The sequence below is a fragment of the Streptococcus sp. SP8 genome (genome assembly GCF_030440045.1).
Classification (GTDB): domain Bacteria; phylum Bacillota; class Bacilli; order Lactobacillales; family Streptococcaceae; genus Streptococcus; species Streptococcus parasanguinis_I.
This window is the reverse complement of sequence record NZ_JAQFJL010000003.1, coordinates 69,127-84,761: the sequence shown is the minus strand read 5'-3', so window position 1 is coordinate 84,761 and position 15,635 is coordinate 69,127. Positions and strand designations below refer to the sequence as shown.

Annotated in this window: 15 protein-coding genes and 1 pseudogene; 6 read left to right on the top strand and 10 right to left on the bottom strand. The window is 38.3% G+C overall.

Annotated features, from left to right (window positions below):
- The first annotated feature begins 20 nt into the window (after positions 1–20).
- Positions 21–362: a metal-sulfur cluster assembly factor gene (locus PCY11_RS04800; protein ID WP_049472501.1), complete on the top strand. Its 342-nt coding sequence runs from the start codon at positions 21–23 to the stop codon at positions 360–362.
- Positions 363–522: 160 nt separating this feature from the next.
- On the opposite strand, the gene PCY11_RS04795 is transcribed toward PCY11_RS04800, so the two are convergent.
- Complete coding sequence (locus PCY11_RS04795) at positions 523–1,797, bottom strand: uracil-xanthine permease family protein (protein WP_049475257.1); 1,275 nt, start codon at positions 1,795–1,797, stop codon at positions 523–525.
- A gap of 587 nt (positions 1,798–2,384) precedes the next feature.
- Positions 2,385–4,088: a dihydroxy-acid dehydratase gene (ilvD, locus tag PCY11_RS04790; protein ID WP_049486604.1), complete on the bottom strand. Its 1,704-nt coding sequence runs from the start codon at positions 4,086–4,088 to the stop codon at positions 2,385–2,387.
- 214 nt (positions 4,089–4,302) lie between these two features.
- Here ilvD and rpmF point away from each other — a divergent pair, with 214 nt between their 5' ends.
- Both rpmF and rpmG read left to right on the top strand, forming a co-directional pair.
- The gene (rpmF, locus tag PCY11_RS04785) at positions 4,303–4,485 is read left to right on the top strand and encodes a 50S ribosomal protein L32 (protein ID WP_003009516.1); all 183 of its coding nucleotides are present in this window, start codon (positions 4,303–4,305) and stop codon (positions 4,483–4,485) included.
- Positions 4,486–4,500: 15 nt separating this feature from the next.
- Positions 4,501–4,650: a 50S ribosomal protein L33 gene (gene rpmG / locus PCY11_RS04780; RefSeq protein ID WP_001265622.1), complete on the top strand. Its 150-nt coding sequence runs from the start codon at positions 4,501–4,503 to the stop codon at positions 4,648–4,650.
- A 479-nt stretch (positions 4,651–5,129) separates the two neighbouring features.
- Here rpmG and PCY11_RS04775 read toward each other — a convergent pair whose 3' ends face one another.
- From PCY11_RS04775 to PCY11_RS04760, 4 genes are read right to left on the bottom strand one after another with little or no spacing between them, the layout of a single operon-like run.
- Positions 5,130–5,915 carry an ABC transporter permease gene (locus tag PCY11_RS04775; RefSeq protein ID WP_003013947.1) on the bottom strand — a complete coding sequence of 262 codons (786 nt, stop codon included), beginning with the start codon at positions 5,913–5,915 and terminating at the stop codon, positions 5,130–5,132.
- A 1-nt stretch (position 5,916) separates the two neighbouring features.
- Positions 5,917–6,711: an ABC-2 family transporter protein gene (locus PCY11_RS04770; RefSeq protein WP_125826858.1), complete on the bottom strand. Its 795-nt coding sequence runs from the start codon at positions 6,709–6,711 to the stop codon at positions 5,917–5,919.
- Entirely contained in the window at positions 6,708–7,694 is a 987-nt protein-coding gene (locus PCY11_RS04765; protein WP_301362545.1) for an ATP-binding cassette domain-containing protein, read from the bottom strand. The genes PCY11_RS04770 and PCY11_RS04765 overlap by 4 nt, the downstream gene beginning before the upstream one ends.
- Positions 7,687–7,890, bottom strand: a complete 204-nt coding sequence (locus PCY11_RS04760; RefSeq protein WP_003010127.1) for a hypothetical protein — start codon at positions 7,888–7,890, stop codon at positions 7,687–7,689. Before PCY11_RS04760 ends, PCY11_RS04765 begins: the two co-directional genes overlap by 8 nt.
- Before the next feature lie 1,037 nt (positions 7,891–8,927).
- Here PCY11_RS04760 and PCY11_RS04755 point away from each other — a divergent pair.
- Positions 8,928–9,394 (top strand): annotated as a pseudogene (locus PCY11_RS04755) (DUF1643 domain-containing protein).
- Positions 9,395–9,514: 120 nt separating this feature from the next.
- Here the strand turns inward: PCY11_RS04755 and PCY11_RS04750 are convergent.
- The 3 genes from PCY11_RS04750 to PCY11_RS04740 form a co-directional block, all read right to left on the bottom strand.
- Positions 9,515–10,150: an SdpI family protein gene (locus PCY11_RS04750; protein ID WP_301362543.1), complete on the bottom strand. Its 636-nt coding sequence runs from the start codon at positions 10,148–10,150 to the stop codon at positions 9,515–9,517.
- A complete protein-coding gene (locus PCY11_RS04745; protein ID WP_247920018.1) occupies positions 10,137–10,418 on the bottom strand; it encodes an autorepressor SdpR family transcription factor in 282 nt (93 codons plus the stop codon). Before PCY11_RS04745 ends, PCY11_RS04750 begins: the two co-directional genes overlap by 14 nt.
- 512 nt (positions 10,419–10,930) lie before the next feature.
- Positions 10,931–11,533, bottom strand: coding sequence for a hypothetical protein (locus PCY11_RS04740; protein ID WP_049486045.1), 603 nt, complete (start codon positions 11,531–11,533; stop codon positions 10,931–10,933).
- A 211-nt stretch (positions 11,534–11,744) separates the two neighbouring features.
- Between PCY11_RS04740 and PCY11_RS04735 the strand changes: the two genes are divergently transcribed.
- Both PCY11_RS04735 and PCY11_RS04730 read left to right on the top strand, forming a co-directional pair.
- A complete protein-coding gene (locus PCY11_RS04735; protein WP_247920019.1) occupies positions 11,745–12,662 on the top strand; it encodes a helix-turn-helix domain-containing protein in 918 nt (305 codons plus the stop codon).
- 346 nt (positions 12,663–13,008) lie between these two features.
- Positions 13,009–14,178 carry an MFS transporter gene (locus tag PCY11_RS04730; protein ID WP_021154226.1) on the top strand — a complete coding sequence of 390 codons (1,170 nt, stop codon included), beginning with the start codon at positions 13,009–13,011 and terminating at the stop codon, positions 14,176–14,178.
- Between the two features lie 86 nt (positions 14,179–14,264).
- On the opposite strand, the gene PCY11_RS04725 is transcribed toward PCY11_RS04730, so the two are convergent.
- Positions 14,265–15,386: a LysM domain-containing protein gene (locus PCY11_RS04725; RefSeq protein ID WP_049475241.1), complete on the bottom strand. Its 1,122-nt coding sequence runs from the start codon at positions 15,384–15,386 to the stop codon at positions 14,265–14,267.
- Between the last annotated feature and the right edge of the window lie 249 nt (positions 15,387–15,635).

The following is a 15,635-nucleotide window of genomic DNA, read 5'->3' as shown; positions in this document are numbered from 1 at the left end:
TACACTGAAAGGATCTTGCGATGAGAGAGGATATCAAAATCAATGACCGCGCCCTGGCACTAGAGAAGTCGTTAATCGAAAAATTGGAGCTTGTATTTGATACCGATGTTGAGTTAGATGTCTATAACCTAGGACTGATCTACGAGATCCATCTAGATGAAGCCGGCACTTGCAAGGTGGTTATGACCTTTACCGATACGGCTTGTAGCTGTGCTGAGAGCCTTCCGATCGAAATCGTTTCGCGCCTCAAGGAAATCGATGGGATCGAAGATGTCAAGGTTGAAGTGACTTGGTCACCCGCTTGGAAAATTACACGAATCAGCCGATACGGGCGCATCGCCCTTGGTCTTCCACCACGATAACAATCATTACCATTTAATAAACGCAGTCAACTAATAAAGGAAGGCCTCTTTGGAAATCGATCCATAATAAAAAAACGAGGAACAAACTCTGCCATCAGAGTTTGTTCCTCGTTTTTTATAATGTTTGAATCCATTCAAACTTTTTCACTACCAGAATGGACTAAGCCTCATCAGCTTTTGGTTCTGGAAGGATTTGATACAACACAATTCCAAGAATGGTTGACGTTGCCACACCCGTGATTTGAAGACCACCGAGGTCAATCATCAAACCACCGATCCCTGATACTAGGATCACACTTGCAATCAAGAGATTCTTTTTATTATCAAAATCAATCTTATGTTCAACTAAAATTTTCAAACCGCTAGCAGCGATAACCCCAAAGAGGGCAATAGACAAACCTCCCAATACAGGAGTTGGAATAGAGTGCAAGAGTGCTGATAGCTTCCCAATAAAGCTCATGACAACCGCAATCACTGCTGCGCCTGAAATAACGTAAACTGAGTAGACCTTACTAAGGGCCATCACCCCAATGTTTTCCCCATAAGAAGTTACCGGAGGAGCTCCAAAGAATCCAGCAATAATCTGTGCCAAGCCATCACCAGTAAGCGTATGGTCTAGCCCTGGATCCTTGAAGTAATCACGCTCAGTCAAACTATTTAAAACCATGAGGTGGCCAAAATGTTCCGTCATGGTCACAAAGGCAATCGGAGCCATGGTCAAAATCGCACTTGGATAGAGCTTAAAACTATAATCCACAAATGGAATGTCAAAGTTTGGAACTTGAATCCAATGCGCCGCACTTACCTCTGAGAAATTGACAAAACTATGTCCTGTCAGCAAACCAAGAGCCAATGAGAAAATATAGCCCACAATTAATCCAAGTAAAATTGGGACGACACCGACAATCTTCTTGCCATACATGTTAAAGAGGATAACCGCAAAGAGGGTAACCATCGAAATCAATAGAGCATAGCCGCTGTAGCTATTATTTAAGGTTGTCGCATCAGTGACGGCATTCTTCGCAAGACTCAAACCAATGACCATGATAATGGGACCAACCACGATTGGTGGAAGGACCTTATTAATCCAGTCTTTACCCGCATGCTTAACAATCAGAGCTACAAACAAGTAGACCAAACCACCCGCCATAGCACCTTGGGCAACTGCTGCGATTCCATCTGTCTTCATCAACATCTGCATAGCAGCAATATAAGCAAAACTAGACCCCATATAGGCAGGAATCTTATACTTGGTCACTGTCAAGTGAGCCAAGGTCCCCAAACCAGATGAGAACAAAGCAATGGCAGGATCAATCCCAACCAAAATCGGCACCAGCACTGTCGCCCCAAACATGGCAAACAAATGCTGGAAAGATAAACCAACCAATAAACCAGGTTTTGGCATATCATTCACATCATATTTAACGTCATTCACGATCGTAAAAACCTCCTAAAATTAAGATGCGACAAGCTATGGCTGAACAAAAACGTCTACCTTCGATGACCAAATCGTAAAGATGCACTCCCTACTTCCATCATCGACGATTTCTTTTTTATCAAACCACTTTTCAACTATACAAAAAAATCCCCCATAACAAGGAGATACACAAAATATAGGCTGGTCTTCCCAGGCCTTTCATTTCCATAGCTCCTTGCCTGCCTCTCTGGACAGTATTAAAGGATTGATTCGATTAGCCAAAATTATAGCAAATTATAGACGGATTTACAAGAAAAAATGACAGATGATACACTCAAAGCCACCAAAAAGTAATATTCATACGTTTCAGCGACAGGGTCGATAATAGCCACTTTGAGCCAAAAAAGAGGCCGGGACAAAAGTCCTAGCCTCTTCTTGTTTTTGGATTGTCGAGCAAGACGCAGTGGTTGAGTGGGCTCTACTACGCTGATTTCATCAGCTTTTACAGCCCTACTCAACTATGCGGAGGTGGGACGACGAAATCGAATTCTAACGAATTGCCGATTTCTGTCCCACTCTCTCTTTGGACAAAGTCGTCCTTGCAATTATTGTTTACCAGACTGTTCCATATTCCAGAAGTCGGTCACGGCACCACGAGATGCGGAAGAAACGATGTGGGCGTATTTACCCAAAACTCCACGACTATACAGTGGTGGCAAGGTTGTTTCTGCCTTTCGTTTCGCTAACTCTTCGTCTGAAACGTGCATGGTGATTTCTTTGGTATCTTGGTCAACTGTTACCATGTCCCCTGTGTGGAGGTAGGCGATTGGACCACCGACCTGAGCTTCAGGCGCAATGTGACCGACAACGAGACCATAAGTACCACCGGAGAAGCGTCCGTCTGTCAAGAGGGCCACCTTATCTCCTTGGCCTTTACCAACGATCATAGATGACAAGGACAGCATTTCCGGCATACCAGGACCACCCTTCGGACCTACAAAACGAACAACGACAACGTCGCCATCCACGATTTCATCCGAAAGAACCGCTTCAATGGCAGCTTCTTCCGAATCAAAGACCTTAGCAGGACCCGTGATGTTACGCACCTTCACCCCTGATACTTTGGCAACTGCTCCTTCTGGAGCCAAGTTCCCTTTCAAGATGATCAATGGACCATCCGCACGTTTTGGATTTTCAAGTGGCATGATAACTTTTTGACCTGGTGTCAAATCAGCGAAGGCTTCCAAGTTCTCAGCTACCGTTTTACCAGTACAGGTGATGCGATCCCCATGAAGGAACCCATTCTTCAGAAGGTATTTCATGACGGCTGGCACACCACCGACATTGTAAAGGTCTTGGAAGACATATTGACCTGATGGTTTCAAGTCAGCCAAGTGAGGCACACGCTCTTGGAAATCGTTAAAATCTTCCAGCGTCAAGTCAACGTTAGCTGCGTGAGCGATCGCAAGCAAGTGAAGGGTCGCATTGGTAGAACCACCAAGCGCCATTGTGACTGTAATCGCATCTTCAAAGGCTTCACGAGTCAAGATATCAGATGGCTTCAGTCCCATTTCAAGCATTTTGACAACTGCACGACCTGCTTCTTCGATATCGGCTTTTTTATCAGCTGATTCAGCAGGGTGAGAAGAGGAACCAGGAAGACTCATCCCAAGGACCTCGATCGCTGTCGCCATGGTGTTGGCCGTATACATACCCCCACAGCCACCAGGGCCAGGACAGGCATTACATTCCAGTTGCTTCACTTCTTCAGCAGTCATATCACCATGGTTCCATTTCCCGATTCCTTCGAAAACAGAAACCAAGTCGATATCTTTTCCATCGAGATTCCCTGGAGCAATGGTCCCACCATAAGCAAAGATCGCTGGGATATCCATATTGGCAATGGCAATCATCGAACCAGGCATGTTCTTATCACAGCCCCCGATGGCTACAAAAGCATCCACGTTGTGACCACCCATAGCTGCTTCGATAGAGTCTGCAATGATATCACGAGAAGTCAAGGAGAAGCGCATCCCTGGTGTCCCCATAGCGATCCCATCCGCAACCGTAATGGTTCCGAATTGGACTGGCCAAGCTCCTGCATCTTTCACACCTTCTTTGGCCAATTTTCCAAAATCATGGAGGTGCATATTACAAGGTGTGTTTTCAGCCCAAGTAGAGATCACCCCTACGATTGGTTTTTCAAAGTTTTCATCGGTCATCCCAGTTGCTCGAAGCATAGCCCGGTTAGGGGATTTAACCATGCTGTCGTAGACGCTACTGCGATGGCGTGTATCTAATTCTGTCATGTCATTCCTCTCGTTTCATTTTTTACCATTATAGCATAAAAGAGAGCACAAAGATAGGCAAGGTCTTTGAAGAGACAGACGACAGAAAAGTTTCTTTCAAAAATTTCAATTTTTTTGTCAAGTAACTTTACTTTACAAAAAAGTTTTGTTATACTGTTACAGTTGATGAAAATCAAACCTAATTGAATTTATATCTTAAAAGGAGAAAAACGAAATGGCAGTACCTGCACGTCGCACATCAAAAGCGAAGAAAAACAAACGTCGTACGCACTACAAAGTAACAGCTCCATCTGTAAACTTTGACGAAGCAACTGGAGATTACTCACGTTCACACCGTGTATCACTTAAAGGATACTACAAAGGACGTAAGATCGCTAAAGCTGCATCAGCTGAATAATAGAAGGGAGATACCATGCGCGTAAATATTACACTTGAACACAAAGAATCTGGTGAACGCTTGTACCTTACTTCTAAAAACAAACGTAACACTCCAGACCGTCTTCAATTGAAGAAATACTCACCAAAACTTCGCAAACACGTTGTGTTTACAGAAGTGAAATAGGGGTTCACTACACGTCAATAGATGTTAGAAACCTTGATTTTAAGCGATTCTTGAAATTCTAAATTTCACTACATTGCAATATAAATCAACCGAATCACTACCTTTTTCACTACCTTTTTTGAAATAAGAATAATGATTCGGATATATAAAAGAAGAGGAACTTTATTGTGAAGCTCCTCTTTTTGTTATGTGTTCTTTTTCTCACAGATCGTATGACCTGGTTTGACACAGTTGGATTTCAGGTACTTTCAGTTTAGCTTTATATCAACCATCATCAAAATCCAACTATTTTCTTATTTTAAAAAATATGAATAAGTTTGATTGAATGAGGGAATTTCTTTAAATTTTTTCTTAGCACCTATAAGTTAATAATACTATTCTTTAAATTATAGTTTATAATTATCTGATGTTTCAATGACCACAAAACAAAGTACAGCGAATCACTTCCTTTAGTCAAACATATAACTGAACAACATTGTTTATCTTCCTGCACTTTCATATTTTTTCAATCCTTTTCTAAAAATTGTACGACTGATAATAATCAAAAAAACTGTAAAAACTATTTGATAGAAAAATAGGTTCAATGTATCTTTCCCTAAAAATATTAATACTGCAGGATTGGCAATTAATAAATTGGGAACAAATAACATAGTGATCAATCTGTTAATACCTGTAAAAATATTATATGGATACTTAGAAATTCCAATATAATTCAAAAATACATCTACTTTTGAAAATTTAGTTGGGAACCAAAATGAACTAATCGTTATTAGAAACCAAATTGAATAATATATAATACAACCACACATTAAAGAAAGGATATAAAATAATATTTTTAATGAATTTAAATGTACATTTAAATTTCCATAACTTATAAAAATGATCGCAAGACCAAAAAAAGTATTCACGAATTGAACTAAATTAAATGATCTAAAAATATAGAACAACTGAGTATCAAACGGCCTCAATAAAATTTGATCCAAGTTACCACTCAAAATATCTGATTCTAAAATTCCCATACTTCTAATTAACAATCCCATCATAACTCCATCTACAATAGTGTAGGAACCTACCAAAAATAAAATTTGATAATAGTCCCAACCATTAAAAGAGTCTATGTTTAAGAAAATCAATCTAAAAAATACAATAGGTAAACCAATCCACAGTATCGACGAAAATAGACCACAAAAGAAGTCAAAATGAAAATTCATATCAGATTTAAAACCAAAATGAAGTAGCCTAAAAATTACTTTTATTCTAAACATTTTATCCTCCCACATTTGAGAAGTGCTCCACTCCTTTTCTCAATATGAATCTTGATATAATATAAAAAATGATGCACCAAATCAATTGAATACAAATAATTCTCAAATAGTCTATTAATTTATATGTATCATTACTAAACATCTGAAGCGGTTCATATACTAAGTATTTAAAAGGTAATACATCTAAAAACAGACGAAAATTATTTGAAAAAAAACTTAAAGGCAATAATATTCCTGATAAAAACTGAATTACTATTTCTTTAACAGTAAGGACAAAAAATATATTTTCTAACCAAAAAGAAAGCATACCTACACAACATGATATTAAAAACCATAGAAACATAGATAGAATAATTGCAATACTTCCTAAAATAAGAATTTCAATGGTTAATAACTCATTCTTGTAATAAACACTGGAGAATAAAATGACAGGAATGATGATAAATAATAAATGAGCAATCCTATCTCCAAGCATTTTACAAAAATAATACTTATAAAAAGTAACAGGTTTTATTAATATGCTAAAAAAATTTCCTGAATGAACATCGTCATTGATTTCCCAATCAACTGGATAAAAAACAAAATATGAAAAAATTATAGTCCCCAAATAGTATTGAACCATTGAGGTAAAATCATATCCTGCTATATCTATCTGGTTACTCTGATATATATATGTCCATAAAAATACTGATATCATAATTTGTATACTTGCCTGTAACATTAACAATAGTACACTTGATTTATAGTTCAAAATAGATCGAAATGATATCAGAATAATAGACATTTCTTTTTTCAATTGTGCTCCTTTTTTGTAAAATAGTTTTGTAAAATAATTTCTTCTAAAGAAAGATTTGATATTTCAAAATCTTCTATATCTACAAGCTTATTGATTGATTCTAATGTCTCAAAGACAAAATCTCTAGGTATTTTTAGTATACATTCCGATTTTGTTTGAGAAATGACTACTACTCCTTTAACAGAGCATAACTCTGGTACCAAATCTGATGTCATTTTTATCTTTAAATATTTAAAATCAGAAAATTTAGATAAAATAACATCCATTGACTCCTGCAAAATAATTTTTCCTTTGTCAATGACGATTAATTCGTCACAAACAGACGAAATATCATCCATATCATGACTCGTTAAAATAATAGTAGTATGACATTCTTCATTCATTTTCTTTAAAAATGTTCTGATATCTTTTTTAGACTGTATATCTAACCCTATAGTAGGCTCGTCTAAAAATAATATTTCCGGACTTGTTAAAGATGCCGCGATAAACTCCATTTTCATTTTTTGTCCAAGAGAGAGGGTCCGGACCTGCTGGTAAAGCTGATCTTTTACATTCAACAAATTGCTTAATTCCTGAATTCGTTCTTGTAAAATCGCCGGTTCTACCTCATATAAAGTACCAATCAATTGAAAATAATCCATAGCCGAAACATCTTGAAATAACTGTAATTTATTTCCTACTACTATTGAAATTTTTTTTCTAAAATTTATACTTCTTTTAAATGGAATTTCTCCATTCACTTCTAATTTTCCGGAACTAGGATAAAGAGTCCCAGTCAACATTTTAATCGTTGTGGATTTACCAGCTCCATTACTCCCAATAAAGCCAACTATACTCCCTCTCTTAATCGTAAAACTAATATCTTGAACAGCTCGAATCGTTATTTGATTACGTTTCAAAAATCTCTTGATAAATGGGAGTCTTGAATCAAAATTATAAAAATTTTTAGATAAATTCTGAGCATTAATAACTATTTCACTCATATATCTCTCCTTTCGATAAAATATATTTACTTGTACTTTTTCCATACTTTACCAAAATGCTAAAGATTGAGCTAAAATCTTCGGGATGGGTAAAATAATATTTGTCTTTAAAAAGTTTCTCAAAACCTTCAAGGCGATTATTGAAATCATTAAATTTTGTATTGTCTAGCTGGTTGAATGTCTCTTTAATATCCATAAACTTTCTCCGTGATTCTTTATTTCACTTTATAAATAGAAGAGTGTCTATATATTTATAGATCCTCAAGAACTTGCATTTTATCAAGTATAAGTAGAATAGTATGTAAGGGTTTACATATTCATATTATATGATTGTTTAAGGAATCCGTCAATTTTCCACATTATTATATGACAAAATGTATTTTTTAAAAATGCAAAAATCTATGAGCAAGATGTTTGACTTCCTTTTTTAAAGTATATATACTTATATTAACCTTAGAAAAGAAAAAATGTTTGAACAGATATTCAATAATAATTACTTTTTTAAAAATTAAAATTCGAACTTTAAATTTTTATCTTTTTTATATTATTGAGTAACCTAAATTGCCCAATTTGTAAAATTTAGCTAGACAAAAAAAGACATCCAAGAGAAATTTCTTAAATGTCTGTAAACGTTGATATAAGCGTGTTGATTAACGTTTTGATAATTGTGATGCTTTACGAGCTTTCTTAAGACCTGCTTTGACACGGGCTGATTTTAGGTAGTTATAAATAGCTTTACATTAAACTTTAGCAGACTTGTACTGCTTTTTTATTTCAAAAAAATTGAATAAATTTGATTCAATAAGGGGATTTCAACCAGGATTAGTTTCCCAAATTTATCACTTTTACTTTTTAACAAAAATTGCAATCTTTGATTTAATTTTAAACTTTAGCAAAAATAAATAACTAAACATGAGTAGAAATCTAATATCTCCACTTCTATTCTACTAATCTACCACTCGGACAGATGGAATTAAATCGGTAAAAACTCGTGTCACAACGTAGTCACATCGCGGACAGACTATCTCCTCAAAATCCCTGAGACCTTCATGGGTAGATGTAGGATCATATTCAATTAAAGATTTACATTGTTGGCATGTGATTCGTTTATTTCTCATTTATAATCTCCTCTATGTTTCTGATTCTATTATATCAAAAGTGATCTGAATAATTTATAAATATTTTTTTTGGAAAAATATTTAGTGATATAATAGAAGAAAACGGAGGCCAACTATGCAAAAAGAAGCTACTATTTCAGACGATCAGATTTATCGCTATAAACTATCTCGTACCTGGGATTCAACAAAACCTACAATTCTTTTTATTGGTTTAAATCCATCAATTGCCGATGAAACTATTGATGATCCTACAATCACACGATGTATAAATTACGCCAAGGATTGGGGATATGGAACCTTACTTATGGCTAACTTATTTGCTTTTAGAAGCACTTACCCAAAGGATATATATTTAACTGATAATCCTATCGGAAACGAAAATGATAATTATATTTTAGAATGTGTAGCACAATCTGATTTAGTAGTTGCCTGCTGGGGAAATAATGGTATGTATATGGATAGGGAAAATATCATTAAGGAACTTATACCTAATCTATATTGTCTTAAAAAAATAAAAATGGAACCCCACATCATCCTCTAAGACTCCCTAGAAATATTCGACCAATACCATTCAATTTCTAAATATTACTTTCCGAAAAATAAGTATTTTCCTGAAAGTTTTAAATTTGAAACGATGAACAAGCAAAAACAACCTGAAAAGAAACCGTTCCCGACTGGCTTCTTCTCTGGTTGTTTTTCATACTAACGATTTTTCCGACTTAATTGATAAGAGTACATCACAGGGATAAACACAATGGCGAGGATGACCAGCACCAAAACATAAGAAAGCGCGAATTGAAGGCCTGCTTCAAGTAGAAGGATCAAACCTCCGAGAACCCACAACTTCCCTGCCAAGCGATGGGTTTTGTGCCAGTTATCTTCACTCTGTAAGGTCCAAGGCAGACGGATTCCAACCGTGTGATTCACTTTTAGCTTAGGCATGTAATTGCCCATGATTACAAAGATGAGACCCAGCAGAACCGAAACAAAAACTGATGGATTGGTAGTAGATCCTAGCGCCTTGCTATAGATGAGATAGGAGGTACTTAAGGAAACGATTGGGGTCAACCAGTAAATCGCTCTGATCATTTTTTCATTCATAGCGCTATTCTTAGAATCGCGACCGATCATAAAGATCATAAACAGATGCACCATGAGATCGAAAATAGGAAGACCAAACACAACCAGGGGTTTCGATTGGAAGTTATTGGGCTGGCCAGCAAAATTGAAGTGAATCGGGATTTGGTTAGGTAATTGCGACCAAATCATCAGCCCCCAAAGCATGGGGAAAAGGATCACCATAGAAGTTAATAGCAATAGTTTTTTATTCGTTTTCATCAGTAGAGTCTCCTTTCAAATCAACGAGCCAGACCATTAAATCCTCCAAGACAGAAGTATTGAGTTCATAGTAGATAAAATTCTTCTCTTTTTCCTCTCGAATTAAATCTGCCTGCTTGAGGAGGTTTAAATGATGGGAAATGGTCGCTCCTGCTACATCAAAGTGGCCAGCGATATCACCAGCAGATAACTTCCCCGCCTTTAGCAGTTCTAAGATACTTCTTCTTATCGGATTCGATAAAGCTTTAAATGTTTGCGCAAAATTCATTCTCTATCTCCTCTAATCTATTTAGATATCTTTCTAAATAGATTCTAGTACTTTCGGATGGGTTTGTCAACTCTATTTAGAAAAAAATCTAAATAGAGTCTGTTGTAAAAAAATTATCAGACCTAAGACCGATTCTTATAGACCGTGTCTTTTCTTAAGTTTTCTTTAAGAAATGAGCCTTATAATAAAACCATCAAATGAAGACCTCCTAACTTTGTTTGATAGAAAATCCTAAACTTTTTCATAATAATCTCCCTATAAGAGCCACCAAAACCGGTGGCTTTTTTCTACGTACCTTAGTGAGTCAAGTCCAGTAGGGGCGTAGACGAACTTAGGTACGTTGACGCAGTTCGAACGACAGTGAGAACTACGATCCTTAATACGTTAGTGAACTTGAGTACATGGATGCCGTGCGGAACTACTTTTTACAGGACAACAAAATAATCTCCACGAGAGCTCTGATTTTCGATCATGACTCTTGGGAGGTTTTTTCATCTTTTATCTTTTTGACATCACATATCTTTGTGGATGCGATAAGTATTGTAAGCAGTGACTACATTAGCAACGGCACTGACCCTTGAGCTACGTGCGATATCGGCTTGTAGGGCATTGGCCTCCTCTTGCAGATTCACTTGCGTTTCTTGGAATTGTTGCATTTCAAGCAGATTGTAGGCTTCAGGCAAGGTAGAGGCACGGCCTTCTGCGATTAAGTTATATAGTCGGAAGAGGTCGTGGTAATTATAAAATTTTTGTGGGAAACCTTGCATCCCTTGTTGGTAGGCTGGTTGGCTGATTTCCTGGTTATAAAGGGCCTGGGCATTGGCAAGAGCCTGCTTGGCTGGGGCTACAAATACAAAATATTTGATCGCAATCAACCCACCCATCAATCCGAGCATCAGTAGAAAACCGTGCATCAGGTGACTTTGTTCTAAGAGAAAAATCGTAAAGGCAAAAAGAAGATTGAGGGCCAGTGTGACCGTGATTGGCCCATTGAGTCTCTTCGCTGCTTTATTTAATCGGTTTTGTTGGCGCTGAACTTCATCCCAAGCAACTGCTGCAGGGGCTGTTAGCACGCGCTTTTCATCTAATAGCTGTAAAATTTCTTGTGTCGTCATTGTAAATCTCCTTTTGTTATAAGCGTATCTTCTAGAATTGACCTTATTTTATCAAAAATCTCTCCCTAAAAAAGGGCCATGTAAACTATAGTTTCATTTTTCTTAAAAATCGAATAATTTCTAGTTTTTTTGTTAAAAATTAAACTCTGAGTTTAATTCCATCCCTTTTTGAGGTATACTAATGGTATGCTAATTGAAAGGAAGCCCCCCTATGTCCTCATCTTCTCCATTTGGTCCAACATTTCGTAAGATTCGTGAAGCACGCGGTCTTTCTCTAAAAGAAGTCGCTGCAGACATTGTCTCTCCTCAGTTCCTCAGCCAATTTGAGCGTTCTCAAAAAGGAGTAACCATCGAGACATTCTCTCGCCTCTTGCTGTCTATGGGGGTGGATTGGGACACCTTTTTGTCCCATTATCCTGGCTTAACCATTCAAAATTTCAGTCCTATTTTGATGAAACACATCAATCAAGAAAACATGGATTTTCTGTCCATTATTGAGCGCTTAAAGCACGAAAAATCGCCTGTTGCAGAGGAGAACAAAGAGCTCTGGCAACTCTATTTGCGCTCGCTTGAAATCAATGTCAATAACGCGATGGGAAAAGAAATCCACCTGGAAGACGCACCTGTCTCGATTCAACGAATCGCTCAAGAAGTGCCGTTTGCCTATCAAAATGAAATTGAGCAAGACTTCACCATTGCCCTTTTATCTGTCTTGCCCTATGAAGTCGTCGCTAAGATTCGAAAGGAATCCTTGGAACTTTTTGAAAGCAGTTATTCTGCCTACTCTGCCAATGCATTGGCCTCTTTGCTGTTAAATCTAGCCAACTATCTTATTAAAAAAGAACTCTACTTAGAAGCTCTGAATTTTCTTCAATCGATTAACCAGCTTCGCAAGCGCAAACCGATTTTAAACACCAGTATTTCCATGCAGTTAGAATTTATACAGGTCTATGCCCTCCTTGGCTTAAATGACAAGGAAGGGGTTTATCGTGCCAAGCAGGTCCTAAAAGCCCTGGAAGGTTTGATTGCACTCGAAAATTTCGGAAGCCCACTTGTTCAAATCAAAACAAAATTCATGTTGCGAGTCAACGAACTCAACAAAACCGGCATTGATTTCTTCAGCGAATAAAGACGTCTCAGACTTTAGACCGATTCTTTCGGTCAGCGCCTTTTCTTAAGTTTTCTTTAAGCAAACCGCCTTATAATAAAACCATCAAATAAAGACCTCCTAACTTTGTTTGATAGAAAATCCTAAACTTTTTCATAATAATCTCCCTATAAGAGCCACCAAAACCGGTGGCTTTTTCTACGTACCTTAGTGAGTCAAGTCCAATAGGGGCGTAGACGAACTTAGGTACGTTGACGCAGTTCGAACGACAGTGAGAACTACGGTCCTTCTCCTTCATTTGTATCAATACTCCAATTTATGCTCAATCTATGTTATAATGAAGAGAATTTTTGTCTGAGGAGGATTTATGAAAAAAACACATTCTATGCTATTCATCCCGGGCATCATTATGCTTGGGATTATTTTACGAACACCATTTACTACGCTTCCGACAGTCTTGTCTGACATCGCTGCTGGTTTGGGGGTAGATGTGAGCTCTCTGGGACTATTGACTAGCTTACCACTTCTCACCTTTGCCATTTTCTCACCTTTTGCGATTCAATTTGCTAAAAAGTTGGGGATTGAGCGCCTCTTTTTCCTAGTTTTGATCGCGATTACGATCGGATCTGCTATTCGGATTATCAACCTCCCCTTCCTCTATCTGGGAACCATCTTGATTGGAGCTGGCATCGCCTTTCTCAATGTGCTCCTTCCAAGCCTCATTCAGGCGAACAGACCCCGCCAACTAGGCATTCTGACCACTTTGTACATCACTTCTATGGGGATGTCCACAGCGATCGCCTCTTCTGTCGCTGTTCCGATCACCAAAGCCACTTCTTGGCAAGGTTTGGTCAACATCTTGACAGCCTTGTGTGCTCTTGCTTTGGTTATCTGGATTCCTAACCTTCGCTACAACCACCGACTCAAAAAGGCTGCTACTACGGAATCTAGTAGCAAGTGGTATACCAATAAATATGTCTGGGCTATCATGATTTTCGGAGGCTTGCAGTCACTACTTTTCTATACAAGTATGACTTGGCTTCCGACCATGGCTGTTCAAGCTGGCCTTTCAAAGGTTGAATCTGGACTACTGGCCTCCGTGTTTACCCTGATCAGTCTCCCATTCTCCTTGACGATCCCAAGTTTAACGACACGGTTATCCGATCGCAATCGACGCTTGATGCTTGCCATTGTTGTCGGAGCAGGGATTCTGGGGGTAGCCATGCTCTTAATCCCGACCAGCAACTTCTTCTACTGGTTGGTATTAAATGCCCTAATTGGAAGTTCCGTTAGTTCGCTCTTCCCTTACCTCATGGTCGCTTTCTCTATGAAATCCAGCACACCTGAAAAAACAGCTCAACTTTCTGGACTTGCCCAAACCGGAGGCTACGTCTTTGCAGCCTTTGGTCCCATTCTCTTCGGCTACAGCAAATCTCTCTTCCACTCTTGGACACCAGCTATCCTCATGCTACTGGTCTTAACCATTATCATGGCGATTGCCCTTTATCAGGTGGAAAAAGTCGATCATATTTTATAACCATTGTCCGGCTGGAAGATTCGTCTTCCGGCTTTTTTTTGTGCACACAAAAAAGAACTAGGCTCTAGGCCTAGTTCAATGTTTTATTATCCGTTAAATGAGATATGCACGTGGTCATAGTGGTTTGCTGTATCTCCACCACGGTCAGGCATTTGGTTCCAAGTGTTAGCTGGTCCGTAAATGTTGTCTACTGGCATGTAGAATTGTTGTTTCCAGATAACATATGAGATACCTGCACGGTCCATGTTGTCAATAGCATATTGGGCAACTTGATCCCCGAGTTGTGAACTGGTTGGTACCATTACGTCCACTGCAAGTCCTTTACCATGATCGTCTGGATCCCCTTCACGGTAACCACCAATGTTTGTGATACCAAATTTTGCAGCGATTTCTTGACGGAAAGCTTCCGCTTGAGGTTGAAGGTGTGGATCATTTGGAATCGTATTTCCGCTCGTTGAGGTTTCTGCTACTGGTTGCACTTCTGGTGCTGCGACAGTTTCTGCTGCTGCAGGTTGTGCTGCCGGAGCTTCGTCTGCAGGAGCTGGTGTTTCAGCAGGAGCTTCTGGTTGAGTTGCTGGAGCTTCAGGAGCAGAAGCTGGGGCTGTTTCTGGGTTTTGAGTTGCAACATTGGTAGCTGGAGCACCGTAGCTTGGTGTTTCTGGAACAGCTGGTTGTGCTGGTGTTTCTGCTACTGGTACTTCAACTACAGGAGCTTCTTGAGTTTCCGCTGCTGGAGCAACTGGAACAGCTTTGTTATCTTCGTTAACTGGTTTTGACAAATCGTTGACAGCGACTGTTTGGTCATCAACTGTCACTTGGTTTGTTGTCAAGTCAGCACTTGCAACGGTTGCATCTGTCGCACCTGCTTGAGGAGTTTGGATTTCAACTGAAGTTACTTCTTTTTGATCATTTACTGTTGTTTTCAAAACAGTACCTGGGTAGATCAAATCCATGTTGCTGATGTTGTTCAAGTTTGCCAACACATGAACATCGATTCCAAGCGCTTCTGCGATCGAACTCAATGTATCACCATATTTGATAGTATAAGTTTGTTGGTTTTCACCGCTTTGTTGGATATCATGTTTGATTTCATCTACTGAGCGAGCTACCCAATCTTCAAGTGTTTCTGCAGTGGCTTTTGTAAATGGAATCACTGCAAGAGCTACTGTTGAAGCGATCAAGGCTTTCGTATTAACTTTTAATTTCATCTTTTATCCTCTTTTTTCTTTGTTTTTTTGCTCAAGATTTTCTTGAACAAATGAACTACTATACTATCTTATCACAATTTATAAATAATAAAAGGCCTTTTTGGCTATTTAACAAAACTGTATTTTTCTTGTAACATTTCGTCTTTCTTGTCACATTGTTACAAACTAGTAACATAAAAAAAGGGTGGCGGAAGAAGAGTTCCAGGGTGAAAAAAACCTCATCAAGGAGCCGTTCCTCAATGAGGTTCT